Source organism: Rhizobium sp. Root708, from assembly GCF_001429725.1.
GTDB lineage: Bacteria > Pseudomonadota > Alphaproteobacteria > Rhizobiales > Rhizobiaceae > Rhizobium.
In genome coordinates this window covers 383572-404100 of sequence record NZ_LMHV01000043.1, presented here as the reverse complement: position 1 = coordinate 404100, position 20529 = coordinate 383572, and the positions used below count along the sequence as shown (strand labels likewise).

General features: G+C 61.7%; 18 protein-coding genes and 1 pseudogene. 8 read left to right on the top strand and 11 right to left on the bottom strand.

The window, feature by feature from the left end; translation table 11 throughout:
- Positions 1-2 precede the first annotated feature (2 nt).
- The 3 genes from ASE04_RS26285 to ASE04_RS32105 form a co-directional block, all read right to left on the bottom strand.
- Positions 3-887: a beta-1,6-N-acetylglucosaminyltransferase gene (locus tag ASE04_RS26285; RefSeq protein ID WP_056824994.1), complete on the bottom strand. Its 885-nt coding sequence runs from the start codon at positions 885-887 to the stop codon at positions 3-5.
- Positions 888-1020: 133 nt separating this feature from the next.
- Complete coding sequence (locus ASE04_RS26280) at positions 1021-1842, bottom strand: bifunctional allantoicase/(S)-ureidoglycine aminohydrolase (protein ID WP_056824991.1); 822 nt, start codon at positions 1840-1842, stop codon at positions 1021-1023.
- Between the two features lie 147 nt (positions 1843-1989).
- The gene (locus ASE04_RS32105) at positions 1990-2511 is read right to left on the bottom strand and encodes a BA14K family protein (protein ID WP_056824988.1); all 522 of its coding nucleotides are present in this window, start codon (positions 2509-2511) and stop codon (positions 1990-1992) included.
- A 253-nt stretch (positions 2512-2764) separates the two neighbouring features.
- On the opposite strand from ASE04_RS32105, the gene ASE04_RS26270 reads away from it, so the two are divergent.
- Positions 2765-3916, top strand: coding sequence for a GNAT family N-acetyltransferase (locus tag ASE04_RS26270; RefSeq protein ID WP_162260547.1), 1152 nt, complete (start codon positions 2765-2767; stop codon positions 3914-3916).
- Positions 3917-3948: 32 nt separating this feature from the next.
- On the opposite strand, the gene ASE04_RS26265 is transcribed toward ASE04_RS26270, so the two are convergent.
- Positions 3949-5727 (bottom strand): hypothetical protein, encoded by a 1779-nt coding sequence (locus ASE04_RS26265; protein ID WP_056824984.1) that lies wholly within the window; start codon positions 5725-5727, stop codon positions 3949-3951.
- A 250-nt stretch (positions 5728-5977) separates the two neighbouring features.
- Between ASE04_RS26265 and ASE04_RS26260 the strand changes: the two genes are divergently transcribed.
- Entirely contained in the window at positions 5978-6433 is a 456-nt protein-coding gene (locus ASE04_RS26260; protein ID WP_056824982.1) for a hypothetical protein, read from the top strand.
- Between the two features lie 25 nt (positions 6434-6458).
- Positions 6459-6949 (top strand): annotated as a pseudogene (locus ASE04_RS26255) (CYTH domain-containing protein).
- Between the two features lie 2 nt (positions 6950-6951).
- Here ASE04_RS26255 and ASE04_RS26250 read toward each other — a convergent pair.
- The 3 genes from ASE04_RS26250 to ASE04_RS26240 are packed head-to-tail and all read right to left on the bottom strand — an operon-like array spanning position 6952 to position 9709.
- Positions 6952-7890: a DUF2950 domain-containing protein gene (locus tag ASE04_RS26250; protein WP_056824980.1), complete on the bottom strand. Its 939-nt coding sequence runs from the start codon at positions 7888-7890 to the stop codon at positions 6952-6954.
- Between the two features lie 56 nt (positions 7891-7946).
- Positions 7947-9347 carry a DUF3300 domain-containing protein gene (locus tag ASE04_RS26245; protein WP_056824978.1) on the bottom strand — a complete coding sequence of 467 codons (1401 nt, stop codon included), beginning with the start codon at positions 9345-9347 and terminating at the stop codon, positions 7947-7949.
- A gap of 47 nt (positions 9348-9394) precedes the next feature.
- Positions 9395-9709: a hypothetical protein gene (locus tag ASE04_RS26240; protein ID WP_056824976.1), complete on the bottom strand. Its 315-nt coding sequence runs from the start codon at positions 9707-9709 to the stop codon at positions 9395-9397.
- 324 nt (positions 9710-10033) lie between these two features.
- On the opposite strand from ASE04_RS26240, the gene ASE04_RS26235 reads away from it, so the two are divergent.
- The 5 genes from ASE04_RS26235 to ASE04_RS26215 all read left to right on the top strand — a co-directional run bounded on the left by ASE04_RS26235 (position 10034) and on the right by ASE04_RS26215 (position 15360).
- A complete protein-coding gene (locus ASE04_RS26235; protein WP_056824973.1) occupies positions 10034-10375 on the top strand; it encodes a DUF3302 domain-containing protein in 342 nt (113 codons plus the stop codon).
- Positions 10375-11532, top strand: a complete 1158-nt coding sequence (locus tag ASE04_RS26230; RefSeq protein WP_056824971.1) for an HlyD family secretion protein — start codon at positions 10375-10377, stop codon at positions 11530-11532. The genes ASE04_RS26235 and ASE04_RS26230 overlap by 1 nt, the downstream gene beginning before the upstream one ends.
- 99 nt (positions 11533-11631) lie before the next feature.
- Positions 11632-13329, top strand: coding sequence for a SulP family inorganic anion transporter (locus ASE04_RS26225; protein ID WP_244490492.1), 1698 nt, complete (start codon positions 11632-11634; stop codon positions 13327-13329).
- 18 nt (positions 13330-13347) lie between these two features.
- On the top strand, positions 13348-14190 hold the full coding sequence (gene ppk2 / locus ASE04_RS26220; protein WP_056824967.1) for a polyphosphate kinase 2: 843 nt from the start codon (positions 13348-13350) through the stop codon (positions 14188-14190).
- Between the two features lie 18 nt (positions 14191-14208).
- On the top strand, positions 14209-15360 hold the full coding sequence (locus tag ASE04_RS26215; protein ID WP_443216924.1) for an AI-2E family transporter: 1152 nt from the start codon (positions 14209-14211) through the stop codon (positions 15358-15360).
- Positions 15361-15388: 28 nt separating this feature from the next.
- On the opposite strand, the gene ASE04_RS26210 is transcribed toward ASE04_RS26215, so the two are convergent.
- From ASE04_RS26210 to speC, 4 genes are all read right to left on the bottom strand, one after another.
- Entirely contained in the window at positions 15389-15625 is a 237-nt protein-coding gene (locus tag ASE04_RS26210; protein ID WP_056824963.1) for a hypothetical protein, read from the bottom strand.
- Positions 15626-15843: 218 nt separating this feature from the next.
- Positions 15844-16773 (bottom strand): amino acid ABC transporter substrate-binding protein, encoded by a 930-nt coding sequence (locus ASE04_RS26205; RefSeq protein WP_056824962.1) that lies wholly within the window; start codon positions 16771-16773, stop codon positions 15844-15846.
- A 13-nt stretch (positions 16774-16786) separates the two neighbouring features.
- Positions 16787-18145, bottom strand: coding sequence for a putrescine-ornithine antiporter (gene potE, locus ASE04_RS26200; RefSeq protein WP_056824960.1), 1359 nt, complete (start codon positions 18143-18145; stop codon positions 16787-16789).
- Between the two features lie 18 nt (positions 18146-18163).
- Entirely contained in the window at positions 18164-20527 is a 2364-nt protein-coding gene (speC, locus tag ASE04_RS26195; protein WP_056824958.1) for an ornithine decarboxylase, read from the bottom strand.
- Positions 20528-20529: the final 2 nt, after the last annotated feature.

Below are 20529 nucleotides of genomic sequence, written 5' to 3'. Positions count from 1 at the left end.
TTTCAGTGGCTTGACTTGAGATGAGCGGATGCGGCCGCGGCGTCGCGACGCCGGTCAATCCGGTCAAAGACCTCCGCATCCGTTTCCGTGTCGAACTTGCGCGCGAAGAACTTGTCGGAAGCGAATATCCGGTCCATGTCGGCGCATTTCAGCGTCGCGGGGTAAGGCGGGACCGGCCTATCCCATATCGCAAGTCTCAGGTCATCGCCGGTGATGCGGTCCGCGAAGCGAGAATTGCTGAGTATGGTCTGGATCGCGAACTCGTCGGGAATGAAGACGCCGTCGAGAAACCGGTCGAACTTCGGAGTGCGCCTCACGAACTGGCTGATGTGCTGTAGCGCCGCGTAACTGAGCGTCCACCACTGACTGCCGCCATGGGGCACCAGTCCGTAGGGCAATCGGCGCGAGAACGGCGTTCTCACAACCCGGCTGCGTATGCGGAGGTGATAGCGGAGCACCTTGTCCGGCGCCTTGTAATTTCCGCCCATCGCACTCCATCGGTTCGGCTTCTCCATCGCGAAGCTTTCGATGAACTCGCTTCCCTGATGGTGTTCCAGAAACCGCGCGATCTCCGCGTTGGACTTGATCGGATAATCGGCGCCCGACAGCAGCGTCGCATAGTCGAAGGCGATCCCCTTCTCTATCGCCGAACCGATCAGGGAGAAAGTCGCTCGTATGATACCGGCGCTGCCCCATCGGCTGGCAAAGCGCGGCACGAAATGCACGTTGGCTCTGCCATGCAGACGGCCGTTCAATTCTTCCTGGAAATCGTCCGGCGCTCGCCTGTCGACATGGATGAGCACCGGAGAACCCTCGGGCAGAACCGAGACCAGCCGCTGCACTTGCCCCGGATTTTCATGCACAAGCAGCATGTAGCCGACGATCACAGGAGTGCGCTCCCGAAAGGAAGGGAGCGATTCTCGCGTGAACCGGCTCGAAGACAACGACCGAAAAAGCGGTAGCTCTATCCGGGAAATGTCAGCCGCAAATCAATGCACCCAAAGCGTGCATCTATAGCTCTTACCACAGAGGCATGTGGCGGTTGACGTCCTTGTAGAGCAGATAGCGGAACCTGCCGGGGCCGCCGGCATAGCAGGCCTGCGGGCAGAAGGCGCGAAGCCACATGAAATCGCCGGCTTCGACTTCGACCCAATCCTTGTTCAGGCGGTAGACGGCCTTGCCTTCCAGCACGTAGAGGCCGTGCTCCATGACGTGCGTTTCCATGAAGGGGATGATGCCGCCCGGCTCAAACGTGACGATGGTGACATGCATGTCGTAGCGCAGATCGTCTGGGTCGATGAAGCGTGTCGTTGCCCAGGCACCGTTGGTGTCGGGCATTGCCTTGGGCGGATGCTGGTCTTCATGGGTGAACATCGCCGGTGGCGGCTCCAGGCCTTCGGCGACCTGGAAGGCCTTGCGGATCCAGTGGAATTTCACCGGCGCGGCACTCTTGTTGCGCAGCGTCCAGCTGGAACCGGCGGGTAGAAACGCGAAGGAGCCGGTGCGCATGGCATGCGCCGTTCCTTCGAACTCGACGGTCATCTCGCCCTCGACGACGAACAGCACGCCTTCGGCGCGCTTTTCCGGCTCCGGCCGGTCGCTGCCGCCGCCCGGCTGCACTTCCATGATGTACTGCGAGAAGGTCTCGGAGAAACCTGTCAGCGGTCGGGAGATCACCCAGGCGCGCGTGCCGTCCCAATGCGGGAGGTAGCTGGTGACGATATCGGTCATCACTGTGCGGGGGATGACGGCATAGGCGGTCGTGAACACGGCCTTGCTCGACAGGAGTTCAGTCTGCGGCGGTAGGCCGCCCATGCTGGCATAGAAGTTCTGGCTGCTCATCTGATCACTTTTCGCGGCGCTGTCACTGATCGTAATGGTTTAAGCGCCGGATATCAGACTGGCAACCTCCAGATTGGCAGGACAGTTTTTCCAATCCGCAATCAACGCGAGCCCTCGCCGGGGCTCGCGTTCCGCCTGGGGCCTATCTCAGCGATAGGGCGAGACGCATTGCGCGCGGACGCCGACCTGCGGCGCGTAGGTGTTGTCGGATGCGCGGTAGGTCTTGTAGCGATCGTAGCACCACTGCACATGCGCGCTGCTGTAGCGTGCCGGCTGGTTGGCGATCGTGCCGCCGATGATCAAGCCGGTGCCGAAAGCTGCCAGCGGATACCACCAGCCATCGCTGCCACGGCGATAGCCCGGGTGATAATCCCGATAGCCGCGATGTCCGTTATACCAGCCGTGCTGTGGCGGTGGCGGGCGATGGGGTCTGTTGGCATGGTGTGGAGGTGCCGGCGGTCTGCCGGGGTGCGCACCGGGCGGTCGTCCCGGAGCACCCGGACGGCAATAGGGCGGACGGCATGGCGGCGGCCTCTGCTGCACCTGCAATATGTCGGCGTCGCCTTGGGTGGCGATCGTCGCCGCCGATGGCACCGGAAACGCCGCGGCGGGCAAGGAATCCGCCAGTGTCGTGAAGAGCGCGACAGCCACAACAGCCAATTTCTTCATTCCAATCTCTCCCGATATTCGCACACCGGGGATATGCTGCTGGCGATATCTAAAACCAGAGGTCGAAATAAACATTTGCGTGAGCGAACACGAGCAGCCCCAGAATTGTCTCGATAGAGGATACCAGCAAAGATTGTACCGCTTTAGCATTAGTTTCAATTTAAGAATTGCTAGCGCACGAACAAATAGCATATTCATTTATTAAATTAGTAAATCAATGAATAAGTCACGCGTTCGTGAACGGATTCAGAAGATGAACAGCTTCAATTCAAGCGAATTTTCCCGATCTACTTGCGAAATCATCACCAATCCCACTCAGATGGTGGAACTGGAAACGGAATGGAACAATCTTTGGCTCAAAGCCAAGGGTTCATTCTATCAAAGCTTCTCCGTTGCTTATCATAGCTGGAAAGAGATTGCCGAACCTGCCGGCCGATCGCTTTTCTGCATCGTGATCCGTGACCAGGGGGCAATGGTTCTCGTCTTTCCCATGGTACGATATCGCAAGGGGCCGCTTCTGATGATCCGGCCACTCGGCCCGAATGCGGCCGAGACGACGGATATGCTTGTCGATCCGGACGTGGACTGGCAGGCAACGGTTACCCAGGCATGGCGAACCATCGAGCACGCCTCCAAGGCAGACATCATCCACATGCCGTTCATCAAGGTCGGATCGACGCTGGATCAGTTGATCCAGCATTCGCGCAACATCGAGCGCGACGCGGACATCGCTCCCTTTGCCAATCTTCAGGATCAGACGGACTGGGCCACCTATGAGAGGATCATCGGCGCGAATTCCAGGCAGCAGCTGAACCGAAAGCGCAAGCGGCTCTCCGAACTCGGAGAATTCAAGTTCATCGAAGTCGATCCCGTCGCGGATCCGAAATACGCTCTGGAACTCATCGACTGGATGTTCACCCATAAACAGGTCTGGGCCGACCGGGTCGGAAAGCACGGGGACTGGATCAGCTCGCAGGGCTACCGAAACTTCCTGTACCGCTGGATCACGGATCCTCGGAATATTCAGGGGATGCGCCTCTACACGATCCAGATCGATAAGATGCCGATCGCGATGAAACTGGCGGCCTACGGTGTTTCTCACCTGGACCTGATCATCGCCGGCTTTCACTCGGATCCGCAGTACGCGAAATATTCGCCGGGGTTCGTGCTCGACGAATACTGGATGAAGATCGTTTTCGAGAAGCGCCTGAACGTCGATTTCGGAGCAGGCAACGAGCCATACAAGCTGTTCTGGTCGCGAAACCTCAAGAACGATCTGGCGAACTACCATATTCCGCATACGATCGCGGGAGCCACGGCGACCCACTTGTGGCGGCTGAAACGCCGGGTGGAAACGCACCTGGCGGAGCGCAGGAAACACCACGACGCGCCGGCGGCGGCCTAGCCGTCAAACGCCCGCGCGTGCTGCGTAGGCCGTCAATTCTGGAGCGGTGCGTCTGCCTGGACAGGGATGCCCGCAGCACGCAATCCCGCAAAGAACCGCGCCTGATCCTGCTTTCGGGCCAGCCGCCTTTCAACCTCGGGACGGATGCTCGGGATCACGGCCGGTGCTTTCGATTTGAGCCAATCGATCTGTTCCCGCGCCTCATCCTCTTTCCCGAGCGCTCCAAGGATAGACAGCAGGACGAGACGGTGCATCGGATTGTAATCGAGATCCGACATCCGCGACCAGAGCTCCGCCGCCTGGGTATCGCCACGTATGAAGGCACAAAGCGCCATGCCGACCTCGTAGTATCCACGCGGCCCGGCATTCCTGCTGACCGCCGTCGAGACGAGCTCGCAACCCTTGTCCCATTCTCCCGACATCGATAGCCGCAAGCCGTACTCGCCGGCGACTTCGGTATCGTTCGGATTGCTGGCATAGGCTGCCGCACCCGCCCGAAGCGCCTCGGGCATGTCGTTGCTGAAGAAGTTTACGAGCATCAATGCCTGGAGCGCACGGGCATTGTTCGGGTCGAGCTGCACCGCACGTTCCGCAAGGCCCTTGGCAGTCTTCAGCGTCGCGGCAGTCGGCTTGGTGTTCAGTTGGAACGGGAACCGGAACTCATCGAGATGCGTCAGCGACAGAAGTGCTGCGACATTGGAATCCCCCGGCATCTTTTCGACCGCCTGCTCCAGACAGGATTGGGCGGCGTCATGCGCAGCCAAGGTCATTTCGTTGCGGTAGCTGTAATAGGACAAAACACAGGCATAAGGGTCGTCACTGCCGGCTATCGTCTCGGTATCTGCGCGGAACATGACGCCGAAGGGGCGCGCAACGGCTGTTACGATGTCCTCGGCGACGCTTGTCTGTGTCTTCAGGACGCCCTGCACCTGCATATCGGCATCGTAATTGTTGGCCCATATGACGGCGCCATCGGCGCGGCGCACAAGCCGCGCCGTCGAGCGCAGCATGTTGCCTTCAAGTCTGACGCTTCCCTGCAGCGCATAGGATGGCTGCGCGACGGCCGCCTGATCCTTGTTCGGTGGAACGGCGGTGACGACGCCGATCTCGTTGAACGGCACGAGTTTTTCGATGATGTCGTCGGTTATTCCGCGGGAAATGTCGGAGGCAAGCCTTCCATCCGTCACGCTCTCGAAGCGTTCGACGAGGATGGTGGGGCGATCCTCGGCGCCGGCAACAGGCGCCTTTGCCGCATGCGGCGTTCGCAGATGTTGCAGGACGGCCGTTGCCGAGACGAACATGACCGCCACACTCCCCGCGATCGCCCAATATCGATACCCAGGCCTGCCAACCTTGCTGCGGGCAGCGATCGAGCCGGCCCGCCGCCTGTCCTCCATCGGCTGACCGGACGGCTGCAACTCGTCGTCGTCCATGGCGTCCGTGGTCCGCCTGACTTCGAAGGCCGGGACGTAGCCGCCCTTCGGGATCGTGATGATGATTTTGTCGCCGGCTCCCGCCGTGAGGTAGTAATGTTCCAGCTCTCGTCGCAGACGGCCTGCCTCGATGCGAACACACGGATCCTGCTGGGCGTCGAAATTTACATCCCGACCGAAGACGGCCTGTGCGATCGTGAAGGCTTTCAGATATTCGCGACGACCGCCGAGGGTTTCGTCAATCACAAATTCGAGGAATCGCCTGGCGCGCTCTGGAAGACGAAACTCCGAGCTGGACAGGATGCGGCCGAGCTGTTGTCGCACGTCTTCCGATGAACGGATGTCTCGATCGGCCCCTTCGATGCCTGCACTGATCATCGCCGCCCCCGACTATGATTGAAAACAACCTGCAGTTCCGAAAGGATAACCCCGAACGCGAGCAACGGCAACGCCGTTCAACCGAACACCGTCATTAGGGTTAGGCAATCGATAGGCGTCGCGACGTCGGCGCGGCGCGGATACCGACCGCAACGTAGAATCCCGTATGCTACCCGGGCCGACATGTATTTTACTGCCTTCGTCGCCGCGACCGCTCTATCATCACCGCATATCCCTGGAGGAAGCGGCTATGACATCACCTAATACGTCCATGACGAGCGCGGAAGAACTGCGCAAGCGCGCGCTCGAGCTGCAACTGGCCGAGATGGAGCGCGACCAGCGGATAAAGGACCGCGAAGCGACAAAGCACGCTGAGTTCCTCGAAGACTTCTTCCAGAAGCAAGTCGGCGAAGCCGAACGCGCCGTCATCAAGCGGCTGGTGATGAAGGCCGCCGCCGATGGAAAATATGAAGCGCTGATCTTCAGCTTCCCATCGAGCCTGTGCTCCGACAGCGGCCGCGCCATCAACAACAACCTGCCCGGCTGGCAGAATACCCTGCAGGGCAAGGCAAAGGAATTGCAGTCGCTGTTCGAGGAAGTCGCCAAGCCGCAGGGCTATGGGCTCAAGGCCGCGATCATCAACTTCCCGGACGGCATGCCTGGTGACGTCGGGTTCTTCCTGACATGGGAGCCACCTGTCGATTGATCGGCTAGGGTGAAGGTCCATCGATTTGAAAGCGACCGAGATCGAACGCAAATTTCTGGTTCGTGACGACAGCTGGCGCGATTCCGCCAGCTGTCCACACGTTCTGCAGCAGGCCTATCTCCACGGTCGGGACCAGGGTTCGGTGCGCGTCCGGCTGGTCGACGGATGTTCGGCGCGTCTCACCATCAAATTCCGCACCACGGCGCTTACCAAGGAAGAATACGAATACGAGATCCCGGTCGAGGAGGCGCGCGGGCTGCTGCTCCGCGCAACCGGCCATATCCTCGAAAAGACGCGATACCGCGTCGCCCATGATGGCCGGAATTGGGACGTCGACGTCTTTGCCGGCGCGTATGAGGGATTGACGCTTGCCGAGATCGAGATGGCGAGCGAAGAGGAGACGTCAGCCGTCCGCCCTGGCTCGGTCGCGAGGTGACAGGCAGCAAACGATATTCCAACTGCTCGATGGCGACCGCCCCACGCCTTTCACCGGTAGCGCAGGGCGTGGCTGGATAGCGCTATTGGTCCACGACAGTCCAGTTGGAGTCCGGGTTGAACTCCTTGATCGCGGCGGCACGCTCGTCGGTCTGCGGCCCGAGATCGCGCTGATAGATGACGCTGACGCCGTTGACGATGAACGTCTGCACCCCGGTCACGCGGTATTTGACCGGCCAGGCGATCAGGGCGAAGCCGCCTGTCATGTAACCATTGACGAGGTAGCTCTGCTTGCCGCCGGCGACGTTGGCGCCCTGCCCGGTCAGGATGCGATAACGGTATCCGAAGTAGCCGTCCCCGCGCTTTGCCTTGCCGAAGGCCGCCGTTTCGACGAGGGAACTGGCGGGGCTCGGTTCGGCATAAGCGCCCGGCTCCCAATACAGGCCGTCCGTCTTGCCCTGACTGCTGATCAGCTTCTGCGCGAACTCAAAGACACCGTCGCCATCGCGGTCCTCGGCGGCGTATTGGTACTGCGCCGTCACGTATTGGTGCATCGTATCAATGGTCGCGAGCTCATTCTCGCCGATCCGACGATTGATGATCTCCTGAAGACCGCGCTGCGTGTCGAAAGCCCACTTGCCGTCCTTGGCCTGGGTCAGCGGGAATGGAAACGGCCAGAGGCGATCGCCGATCGCGACGATCTTGGCGCCTTCGGAGTCCTTCAGCACCAACTGCCGCGCGGCGCCCTCGCGGATGACGCCGTAGGCGACCATTGCCTCGTTGCTCGCCCGCAACTTTTCGGCGTTGAGCCCAAGCAGTCCGGCAAGATCATCGATATTGTTCGATGCCAGCACCGATTTCAGCCGGTCCATCGCCAGTTCGGCACTGTCGAACTGCGGCGCCGGCGTACCGGCACTGAAGTCCGACAGCTCGGTCTGCATCCTTGGAAATGCTGCGGTCGCTGACATCGTGCAGAAGGCTGCCGCGAACATGAGCGAAACTACGGTCGATCGACGTCTCATCATCTAACTCCGTAAGCTGGATCTGGGTCCGTAAGCTGGTCTGCCGGTTTCAGGTATCATCGGCGTCCGCCGCCGCGACCACCGCCGCCACCGCCACCGCCACGACCTCCGCCGCCGCCACGGTGAGCGGATGGGGGTGGCTGGTGCTGGGCCCGCGCGGCAGGGCGCTGTCCGCCCATGCTCTGTCCGCCGCGCTTCGAGGCAACGGCGTCCCGGCGGCCGGACTGAGGATTGCCGAGCGCGCTTGGCTGGCGCGCGCGGTTATCAGGCCTTGATGCCATTTGCGGCTTGTTCGGTCTGTTTGCTGCCTTCTGTGCCGGCTTGTTCGGTCGATTGCCCGCCGCTGGTTTCGCAGGGCGTGCATCCGGACGGGCCCCCGCATTCGGGCGATTGGCCGCGGCGTTGCCCGGCGACTTGTTCTTCAACCCCTGGGCCGTGTTCTTCCGGATGTCGTCGGCGCGGGCAGCGGTGCCGCGGTTACCCGGCCGGTCGGTCCTGTTGATCTCGGAGGCCTTGTTGCGCAGCTGGTTGCGATTGTCGGCCTGCAGCCCCGACCTGATCTCGGACCGATCGAGCTTGTTCAACTGGTCCTTGCCGATACTGAGCTTGCTGCGATCCACGTTCGCCCAATCGACGTCGTTCCACCTCATCTTTCCATTGAAGGAGCGGTCGATCATGCAGTTGTTGCAATCGATATCAATGTCTCCGCCACGCCAGCCGCCGCCCCATACGCCCCAGTCGTCCCAGTTGACGACGGCGGCCCAGGCAAGTCCCGTCACCGCACCGGCAAAGAAGGCCGCACCCGGATAGTAATAATTGTCGTAGGACTCAGGATAGTAGGAGATCGGAGCCGCCGCATAGGTCGGCTCATAAAGCATCTCCGGCGGATATTGCGGGATGTAGATCTTTTCCGGATTGGTCGGCTTGATGATGATGTTGTCGTTTTCGTTGACGATCGTGACCTTGTCGTCCGTCTTGATGATGTTCTTCGCAACCGCCTCATCGCGAAGCTGCTGGATGGCGATCAGGACATCTTTCTGCTGATTGGTCAGCGCATCGGCAAGCTGTTGGGTCCAGTCGAGATCCTCGCCCATCATCTTGACGATGTCGGGGTAGTTCAGCAGCGAGATGACGCTGCCGTCCCAGTCGGCTTTCGGCTTGAGGTCGGCGTTCTTCTTCTTGGCCTCAAGGAACCGGGACGCTTCTATGATCTGCACCGGAAAGAGCGAGGCAGCCGAGATCGCGGCCACCAGTTCGTCGGGATAGAGCGCGATGCGCGCCACCAGCACTTCAAGCTCGTCGTCGGAGAGAAGCGTTGCGGCAGGCTGTTCAGTTCCCGTCTGCGCAGGCGGCGCGGCCGGCGCCGGGGCCTGGGCATGCAGGGGAAGCGTCGGCTGGAGCGCAATAATCGCCAAAGCTGACAATCCGGCAAGCAGTTTGCGGGAAATTGCTTTCATCGCGCATGGACCTCCGTTGAATCAAATCAGTCGAATGATGCGTACCCTCACGGCAGTTTCGGCGTGGCGCCGGGCGAGCGCCTCAGCATCACGATCTTCGATTGGGCGATCGCCTCGCCCATCTCCGTCAGCAAGGCATCGACCAGGCCCGCATATTCCTGCCGCCGCTCTTCTCGAACCGCCTCAGGCAGGTGTTCGATGTGTGCCAGCGTCCGTGCGGCGTCCTTGAGATCCTCACACATGCTGCGAAAGGCTTCATTTGCGTAGAATAGCCGCTGCACCAGCTTCGCCTGGTCAGGGAAATATATCTCTGCCGTCTCAAGGGCGGACAGGTATGTCGAACCACGTTCTCCCGACGCCATTTGCGCCCCCGCCGAACTGCGCTAGCAGACGTGAAAACTATATAACAGGCCAACTGGGGTGCAGACGTATAATACACGAACCTACTGTAGCCGGCTTTCGAGGCGACCAATCCGCCTGCAGCGCAAGCGATCCGATGCCATTCGATCGGTCATTTCGCCTCCGCTTCACCATCTCCGCAACATAGCCGCCGGATCGCCGCTGGTCGTCCGCATCTCGATAGATGTTACGCGATGCTACGGGCGTTTGCGCGGGAGCGGGTCTACTATCGGGGGTATCGATCGCGATCAAATGGCTCGGCTGGAGCAAGCCGGAAGGGAGGAGTCGTGTTTCTCGACTATTTTGCGCTGGGCGTGCTGTTCTTCGTCGTGATCACGCTGTTCTACGCGGTGATCGCCATCCACGACATTCCTCATCTGATGGCCAAAGCCAGAAACCATCCGCATCAGGATGCCATTCATGTCGCCGGTTGGGTCAGTCTCTTCACGCTGCATGCCATCTGGCCGTTCCTGTTCATTTGGGCGACGCTCTATCGCGAGGATCGCGGCTGGGGAATGCGCACCGATGGGAAGCTGTCGCCGGCTGCAGAAGCCAACGCTGAAATCGCCCGCCTGCATGGCCGCATCGCCGAGCTTGAGGCACAGGCCTCGGACAAGGAAACCGCCTGATGGACCTGCTTCTCATCCTCACCTATGCCGCGCTCTGCTACGCGATCTTCAAGATCTTCCGCATTCCGGTGAACCAGTGGACGCTGGCGACATCAGTTCTCGGCGGCATCTTCCTGATCGGGACGCTGCTGCTGCTGATGAGCTACAATCATCCGTACACCAGCGACGCGCGCATCTACTTCACCTCCGCGCCGGTCATTCCGACAGTGGGAGGCCAGGTTGTCGAGGTGCCGGTGACACCCAACGCGCCGCTGAAGAAGGGCGACATTCTCTTCCGCATCGATCCGCGCCCCTACCAGTTCACGGTCGACCAGAAGACCGCGGCGCTCGCCGAAGCCAAGCAGACGGTGCTGCAGTTGAAAGCGGCGCTCGACGCCGCCAACGCGGCCGTCGTCGGTGCGGAAGCATCGCGCGACCGTTCGCAGCAGGCTTTCGAAAAATTCCAGGCATCGAACGAAAACTCGAAGTCGAGCGGCAAGGGCGCCGTCTACTCCGAACTCGAAGTCGAAAACCGCAGGGGCATCTACCTGACGGCGGAGGCCACGGTCGATACCGCCCGCGCCCAGGCCACGCAGGCAAGACTGGCCTATGAATCGGAAATCAACGGTACCAACCCCACCGTCGCCCGGCTTCAGGCCGAACTCGCCAACGCGCAATACGAACTCGATCAGACGACGGTCCGCGCACCGAGCGACGGCTACGTCACCCAGGTCTTCCTGCGCCCGGGGATGATGGCGAACCCGCTTCCGCTGCGCCCGGTCATGGTCTTCATCGACAGCCAGGATCAGATGCTCGGCGCCGCCTTCATCCAGAACTCGCTGCAACGCGTCAACGTCGGCGACGATGCCGAAGTGGCCTTCAAAGCGGTTCCGGGCAAGATCTTCAAGGCCCGTGTGCAAGGGATCATCGACGTCATGGCGCAGGGCCAGTTGCAGCCGTCAGGCGCGCTGATCGACCCGCAGTCGCCCGAACGCGCCGCACCCGGCCAGACGATCGCCAGCATCGAGCTTCTGGAAAGCACGGAGGGATACCAGCTGCCAGGCGGTGTCGTCGCCGAGGTTGCCGTCTATACGCACCACTGGCACCACGTCGCCGTTCTCCGGAAGGTGCTTTTGCGGATGAGCAGCTGGATGAACTACGTGTTCCTCGAACACTGAGGGGAGAAGGTCGGCCCCGTCCTTCGGGCGGGGTCGACACCAATACGGGAATGCCGAAGACGAAGCGATAAGGAGCCCGCGGTGATAGGCAGTCTTCCAATGTTGCGAGGCCTGAGCGGCTTCAGCAGGGATTGGCTGAAGAGCGATATCCCGGCCGGCCTGTCTATTGCGGCCGTCGGCCTGCCGAGCGCCATCGCCTATCCCGCCATCGCCGGCCTGCCGCCGGAAACGGGCATCTACGCCAGCATCGTCGCGCCGATCGCCTATGCGATCTTCGGTCCCTCAAGGCTCCTCGTCGTCGGTCCGGATGCGGCTACCATGACCGTGCTCGCGGCGGCGATGGGAACGATCGTTGCCGCCTACCCCGTTGGTACGCCGGTCGACCGGATTGCCATCGCATCGGCGCTTGCGCTCGGCGTCGGCATCTGCTGCATCGCCGCCAAGCTGCTGCGCCTCGGCGTTCTCGCAAGTTTCCTGTCGCGACCCATCCTCGTCGGCTTTTTCGCCGGGGTGTCGCTGTCGATCCTTGTCGGCCAGATCAGCCGCTTTACCGGGGTGAAGATCGAATCCGATGGGTTGGTCCCGCCGCTCTTCGAGATCGCCGGCAAGAGCGGCCTGATCCACTGGCCCTCGCTGCTTCTTGGTCTTGCGATGTTCGCATTGCTGTGGATCATCCGGACCTTCCAGCCCAAGATTCCGGGACCGGTCGTCGTCGTCGTCCTCTCCGTCGTGCTCTCCGCCCTCTTCGATTTCCAGGGGCGCGGCATCGCCGTCGTCGGCGATATTCCAAGCGGCCTGCCGAGCTTCTCGCTGCCTGCGCTGCATCAGATGCCGCTCGACAAGATCGTGCTCGGCTCGGCCGCGATCTTCCTCGTCAGCTTCGGGGCGGGAATCGTCGCGGCGCGCAGCTTCGGCTCGCGAACCGGCGAAGAGGTCGACGCCAACCAGGAGCTTATCGGGCTTGGCGCCGCGAACATCGCGCCGGGGCTCTTCGGCTCGTTCCCGATCAGCGTTTCGGATTCACGCACGGCGATCAACCTTTCGACCGGCGGCGTGTCGCAGGCAGCCGGCCTCGTCTCGGCGGCGACGCTGATCGCGGCGCTGGTTTTCCTGCACAGCGCACTGCGCATCCTTCCGATTCCGGCCCTTGCCGCAATCCTGGCGATGGCGGCGATCAGCCTCATCGACGTTCACGAGCTTCGGAAGATCTGGCGGATCAGCCGCATGGAGTTCATCTTCGCGCTGATTGCCATGTGGGGCGCCATCAGCTTCGGCGTGCTCAACGGCGTCATCGTCGCGGTCGCCGCGACACTGGTCTATCTTCTGCGCCAGACGATGTTTCCGCGCGACGGGCTGCTTGGCCGCATCGAAGGCCGGCACGGTTTCTTCGACCTTGCCCGCCACCCGGAAGCGCGGCCCGTCGACGGCGCCGCCGTCTTCGCCATTCAGGGAAACATCCTCTTCTACAACGCCGACTACGTTCGCATGCGGTTAAGCTCGGTCATAAAAGATCTCCCTGCGGACACCCGGTGCCTTGTGCTCGACGCCAGCGCTGTCACGCAGATCGACAGCACGGGCGCTGCCGCGCTCGATGCCGTGGCCGAGATTCTTGCCAGGCGCAACATCACATTCGCGATCGCGGACCTCAGCGAAGAAAGCCGCGGCCTTCTCACCCGCGCCGGGGTGATCAAGGCGATCGGCGCTCAAAACCTGTTCAACGGCAGGGAAGAGGCGTTGCGGGCGCTGATCGGAGACTTCGACCAGCCCGGCAATGCATCGGCAGGCAGCGCAGTTTAGCAGCACGGAGGGAGAACCATGGACGAGAATTACGAGCCCAAGCAAATCAATGGCGATGCAGGCCGCAGCGGCAAGGACAAAAAGAAGAAGAAGTCGTGGGATTACGACAAGGAGATCGTTCGGCTGCAGGTCGAACTTGCCCATCTGCAAGCCTGGATGAAGAAATCCGGCGCAAGGGTCGTGATCATTTTCGAGGGACGCGACGCCGCCGGCAAGGGTGGCATGATCAAGCGGATCACCGAGCGGGTGAGCCCGCGCGTCTTTCGCGTCGTCGCCCTGCCGGCGCCGACCGACCGCGAAAAATCACAGATCTACATGCAGCGCTATATCGCGCACCTGCCGGCCGCCGGCGAAGCGGTGATATTTGATCGCAGCTGGTACAACCGCGCCGGCGTCGATCGCGTCATGGGCTTCTGCAGCGACAAGAAGGCCCAGCGCTTCCTCGAACTGGCGCCGCGCTTTGAAGCAGCCATCGTCGAAAGCGGCGTGATCCTGCTCAAATACTTCCTGACGGTCAGCGAAGACGAACAGGAGCGGAGATTCCGTCGTCGCATCGATGACCCGATGCGGCAGTGGAAGCTGAGCCCGATGGATGTCGAATCCTACCAGCGCTGGTGGGACTATACCCGGGTCTACGACGAGATGCTGCGGATGACGGATAGCAACCACGCGCCGTGGTGGATCGTGCCGTCGGACGACAAGAAGCGCGCCCGCGTCAACTGCATCTCGCACATCCTGCAATCCATCCCCTACGAGCGCGTGAAGTTTGACGCGCCCGATCTCGGGAAGCGTCAAAAGCGGCCGTCGAGCTACATTGAAGACAACAGCGTCCGCCACGTCGTGCCCGATACGACGTCATAGGATCGACCGGGGAGAAGCATGGCGGCGGGGGCGACGGTGGAGCAGACGAGCGACAAGGCGATGCCGGCAGGCGGAGGCGGACAGATCTCGATCGAGGCGAGAGTAAGCGATCTCGTCCGGTTGGGCATCATCGGCTTGTTCGCCTATTGGACCTTCGTCCTCATCGCTCCGTTTGCGCTGATCGTCATCTGGTCCGCCATTCTCGCGGTGGCGCTCTTTCCCTTGTTCGCGGCGATCTCGAGGCTGATCGGAAACAGACCTGTCATCGCCGCGATCGTGATCGTCGTCGGCTGCCTTGTCCTGATCATCGCACCGCTTGCGCTGGTTGCCGTCAACTTTGCCGATGGGCTGCAGGGGCTGGTGGGCAAATTGTGGACGGAGCATTTTGCGCTTCCCTCGGCGCCGGAGGCCATTCGCGACTGGCCTGTCGTCGGGCAAAAGATCTACGATTCCTGGAACCAGGTCGCCGGTGATCTCGCTACCACCCTCGTCAAGTTTCAGGCGCCCATTCGCGAAGTCACGGGCGTCATCGTTGCAAAACTTGCCTCGATCGGCGGCGGCGTGCTGAGCTTCGTCGTCTCGATCATCCTCTCCGGTATCTTTCTGACGCGATCGGCCCGGCTCGCGGATGCCGTCCAGCATCTGGCGAGCCGGATCGGCGGCGACAAGGGCGTTGGATTTGCGCGGCTTGCCGGAGCCACGGTGCGCAACGTGTCGCGTGGCGTGATCGGCGTCGCCTTCCTGCAGACGCTGCTCTGCGGATTGTGCTTCGCCTTCTTCGGCATTCCGGCACGCGGCGTCCTTACCTTCGTGACATTCATCCTTTGCATCATGCAGCTCGGTCCCGGGCTTGTGCTGCTGCCGATCATGATATGGGTCTGGTTTTCCTGGCCGCCCGGCATCGCGCTCGCCTTCACCATCGTCGCCGTGCCCATTACCGTGGTCGACAACATATTGAAGCCGATCCTGATGTCGCGGGGTCTGTCGACGCCGATGCCGGTGATCCTTATCGGTGTTATCGGGGGAACGCTTTCGAACGGCCTCCTCGGCCTGTTCCTGGGGCCCGTTGTCCTCAGCGTCTTCTACGAACTGTTGAAGGCATGGGCCTGGCCATCGCCGACCGCGCTTGAAACCACACCATCGGTCGGCGCCGAACCGGAAAGGGTGTAATGGCTCTGAGCGGTTCAGAACTGCGGTTTCAGCGGCCCGTGCAGTAGACGACCACTTCCTGCTCTATCTCCTCACACAGCTGCTCGTATTCCGTTATCAGCTTCTGTTCCGGGGGAGTCTGTATCCGGAAACGATCGAGTGCATCGACAGCCAGATCATAGGCTTCGAACATCTCGCCCATCGGCTCACTGGCGATGTTTCCCAGAATATGCCTGATGTCGGGAAGTCTCAGCATCAGTTTTCTGCGGCCGCGCGCTCGGCTCATTGATCAGCTCCGCATTCAACTCATTCCTCAGAGTCATACGAAATCGCTGGGGGACCGGATCGTTCCCGGCCGAGCAAATAATCAGCAGCTTCGGGAACCGGGCTTTCGGACCTTCGGCGGAGATCACAGCCGCAAGGATAACCGGCACCAAAACAGAACGCGGCAGAGAGCCGCGTTCCAGATATCACAGGGGTTTTCCGATAGTATTCAACCGCGGGCTATTCCGGCAAAGCCGTCTGCCGGAAGAACGTCACCGTCGCATCATCGGGCGGACCGAACCAGGTGGTGAAGAAGGCGCGGAAATCCTGCGAGGCGTAAATCTGGCTCAGGGCGCGATCCACCGCGAGCCGGAAATCCTCGTCACCACGCGCCAACTCGAGCCCAAGCGGTTCATAGGTAAAATGACGCTGCAGGACGATGAGGTTGCCGGAGTCGCTGTTGCGGGCGGCGGCATCCATCAGCAGCGGCATGTCTCCGAAGAGCACGGCGGAGCTGCCGTCGAGCACGCGCTCGATCCCCTGCTGGTAGCTGCTGACGGGCGTTGCCGTCGCGGCAAGCTGGAAGGTCTTGATCCTGTCGGAGAGCCAGCGTTCGCTTGAGGATCCGGCGATCGACGAGAACGTCTTGTGCTCGAGGATCGTGCGGGCCGGCGAACCGCGCCAGACTGGCCGGCTCGACGGCTGGCCGTATTGCAGGACCTCGCGCAGCGCCAGCGGCGAACTGGCGTTGAGCAGCGCGCCAGTGCCGCTCGGGAAGATCGGGATCGAGAACGAGACTTCCTGCCGGCGGCTGAGCGTCACCGGTTCGGCCCCGCAGAGGAGATCCGCCGTGCCGTCCTTGACGGCATGCGTTCCGGCATCACCCGCGAGTGAAACCCACTCAACGTTCAATTGCGGCAGGTTCAGCTGCGTCTTGATGCTTTCCGCGATCCCGTTGCAGAGCGCGACCGCATAGCCCTCCGGCTTGCTCTGATCCGCACCGAACGAGAACGGCTTTGCATCCGGATCGTAGCCGAGTTTCAGCGCGCTGCTGGAGCGGATACGGTCCAGGGTCTGTGCTTGCGCCGGCGACATCCAGGCGACAGTTGCGATTGCGCCCGCGACGACGGTGGCCGCCATGGCGGCGAAGCGAGCTTTGCTCCTTGACATGGTGAGTCCTCCCCTATTCCGCCGGCACGCGATTGGCGCCACCGCTGAAGCGCGGCGCGATCAGGCCGTAGATGATGAAACCGATACCCGTGACCAGCATCCCGCCAAGCACGGCGTCCTTGCCCGACGCATAGATTGCGAACACGCTGTAGAGCATGCCGATCATGACGACGATGGCGTTGAGCCGGTATTTCGCCTGCGGCACGCCGGCGTTCTTCATCATCACGAAGAGCGCCGACAGAGCGATGATGTAAGGCAGCACGTTCGTGACAACCGCGAGATTGACGAGTGCCGAGAACTGTTCGCTGAGCGTCGGCGAGATGGTCATCAGCGCAAGGCCCGTCTGCACGATGCCGAGGATGATCATGCCGGGCACTGGCGCGCCCAGTTCGTTCACGCGCGAGAAGATCGCGGGGAACATTCTCTCCTGCGCCGCGCTGCGCGCCGTCTGCGCGATGGTGAACTGCCAGCCGAGCAGCGAGCCGAGGCAGGCAAGCACCGCAAGCGCCATGATGATCGAGCCGATCGTGGGATTGAACATGGTGGCATAGGCGAGCGCGAACGGTCCGGTGGATGCGGCGAGATCGGCGTTCGGCACGATACCCTGGATCACCGTCGTCGACAGGATGTAGATGGCAGCGGCGCCGAGCGTGCCGAACATGCAGGCGAGCGGCACGTCGCGTTTCGGATTTTCGACGGCGTCGGAATTCTGTGCCGCCGATTCCATGCCGAGGAACGCCCATAGCGTCAGGGAGATGCTGGATCCCATACCCTGCGCGAGCGACAGCCCTTTCGGATTCCAGGCGGCGCCGAATGTGGTGGAGCTGAACCAGAACCAGCCAATGATCGACAGCAGCCCGACAGGGATGATGACGCCCCATACCGTGATCGAGCCGATGCGCCCGGTGATACGCGCGCCGCCGAAATTCGCGGCTGTCGTCAGCCACAGAAGAACGATCAGCGCCAGGCAGGTCATTACAGGCGTCGAGGTGAGGACAGGAAAGAAGCCGGCAAGATAGCCGACCGCCGAGATGCCGATGGCGACGTTGCCGACGGCAAGCGACAGGAAGTACAGGAAGAAGACCAGGAAGTAGCCGTCCTTGCCGTAGGCATCCTCGGCATAGGCGGACATGCCGCCGGACCGCTGGTTGAAGAGGCCGGCCTGCGCGAAGCCGTAGGCGATCGCCATCGATCCCACGGCGGTCACGATCCAGGACAGCAGCGAGATCGCGCCGACCTGCGCCATGTTGGCGGGCAGCATGATAATGCCCGATCCCATCATGTTGACCGCGACGATGAAGGTAAGCTGCACCAGGTTCATCTTTTTCTTGGCCGTTGTCTCGGCCGCGAGATGCATTGTGTTGTCTGTCATGATGGTTCCTCCCGTCCCCTACTCGCGCACCACATAGGTATGGAACTTGATCCGTCCTTCGATCCGCTCCTGGAACACACCCTGGACCTCGTAGTTGAAGCCCGGGAAACGGTTGAAGGATTCTTCGAAGGCCAGGAAATAGTCCCGCATCGGCCGCGCGCGCTCGTCCCAACGCTCGCCCGGCACGATCACGCCGATACCCGGCGGATAGATCAGCGCCAGCGTCGCGGAAATGCGGCCGGCCGCCTCGGTCAAAGGCACGTAGTCGACATTGTTGGCCACCAGCGCCTCATAGGCCTGCTTTGAGGGGACCGCCGGCTCCGGGAAACTTTCCGAACGGAAGCAGAGGCGCTGCAGTTCCTTCACGCCCGCCTCGCGGTAGAAGGAGTGCATCTCCTGGCAGACCTGCCGGACCGTGTAGCCCTTGTAGCGCTCGCGATTGGCGGCAAACACCGTCGGCAGCACTTCCTGCAGCGGCGCGTCGCGGTCCCAGAGGTTCTTGAACTTCACCAGCTTGGCGACCAGCGTGTTCAGCTTGCTCTCGTCTTCTGCCGGCGTCAGCAGGAAGAGCAGGCTGTTAAGGTCGCACTTTTCCGGCACCACCCGCTGCTCGCGCAGATAGTTGGCGACGACGGTCGCCGGAATGCCGAAGTCGCGATACTCGCCGGTCTTGCGGTCGATGCCGGGGGTCAGCAGCGCCAGCTTGTTTGGATCGACCATCGTGTAGCCGGGCGCATAGCCGGAGTAGCCGTGCCATTTCGCCTGCGGATCAAAGCGCCAGCACTGCTGCTCGCGTTTCAACACCTCGGTCGGGATGTCCTCCCATCTGGCGTCGGCGATGTCGCTCGTATGCTTCGATCCTGATATCGAAACCTTGTCCGGCACGAAGGGATCGAAGAACCATTGCTCCTCGGTCGGCGCCGCCTTCGTCTCGTAATGCTCGACGAAGCCGCGCAGCTTCTTGCGCACCTCGATCCCGAGCTCGATGCAGCGATCCCAGAGCATCTCGCCGGCCTTGCCCTCATGTACCTTGGCATTGACGTCGAGCGAGGCGAAGAGCGGGTAGAAGGGCGATGTCGAGACATGCATCAAAAGGGATTCATTGAAGCGCTTGTGCTCGATGAACCGCCGCTGGCCGTTGATATGTTCGTCGCGCTTGTGGATCTGCGAGGCCTGCGAGAAGCCCGCGCCCTGCTTGTGCACCGATTGCGTGGAAAACAGGCCGGGCATGTCAGGCGGCAGGTCCTTCAGCCGCATCGGGCTGTGACCCTCGAACAGCGGATGGAAGGCGTTGTAGCCGATCCAGGCCTCGTCCCAGAGAACGTAGTCGCAGAGATGGCCGATCTTCTCCATGACCTGACGCACATTGTAGATCGTGCCGTCATAGGTCGCGAGCTGGATGCAGGCGAGCCGGAGTGGCCGCTCGGCCTTGGCGCGGCTCTTGTCGGTCACCAGCGGATGCGCCTCGATCTGCTTGCGCAGCCAGGTCTCGTCCCAAGCCGCCCAGTCGACGGCGCCGATCATGCCGAAGGCATTGCGCGCCGTCGGCAGGAAGATCGGGATAGCGCCGGCCTGCACCAACGCGCCCTGATGCAGGGACTTGTGGTTGTTACGGTCGAAGAGCACGAGGTCGCCGGGGCGCAACACCGCGTTGGTCACCACCTTGTTGGAGGTGCTGGTGCCGTTCAGGATGAAATAGGTGCGATCGGCGCCGAAGATCCGTGCCGCCTGCTTCTGCGCCTCGGCGGCGGGCCCCTCGTGGATCAGGAGGTCGCCGAGATCGACATCGGCATTGCAGAGGTCGTTGCGGAAGATGCTCTCGCCGAAATACTTGAAGAACAGCTGGCCGGCCGGCGACTTGCGATAGAACTGCCCGCCCTGGTGGCCGGGGCAATCGAAGGCGATGTTCGCCTCGCCATCATAGGCCATCATGCCGCCGAAGAATGGCGGCAGCAGCGACTTGCCGTAGTTGATCAGGCTGGAGACGATCTGCTTGGCGTAGAAGACAGGCGTCTGCTGGCCGAGATAGACGAAGCCATCCACCTCCCCAACGCCTTCGACGACATCGAGATCAGCAACCCCGAGCGCATCGGCCAAAGCCCAGATCGGCGTGCGGAAACCGATATCCCTGACGGAACGGAGGAAGGTGCGCGCATCCGGCAGCCAGCCGCCCTCGACCGATCCGATATAGGCGCCGACCGAGGCATCCTCGGACACGTCGGCCGAATAGTCGTCACGAATCTCCACCTCGAAGCCATCGGCCACAATCTGGGCCAGCAATTCCCGCACCTGGGGATTATCGCGATCGACGATGGCGACGACCTTCAGCATCTTGTGGAAGGGAATGGCAACTGTCGGTGATTTCACGTCGCGCGGGATCATCG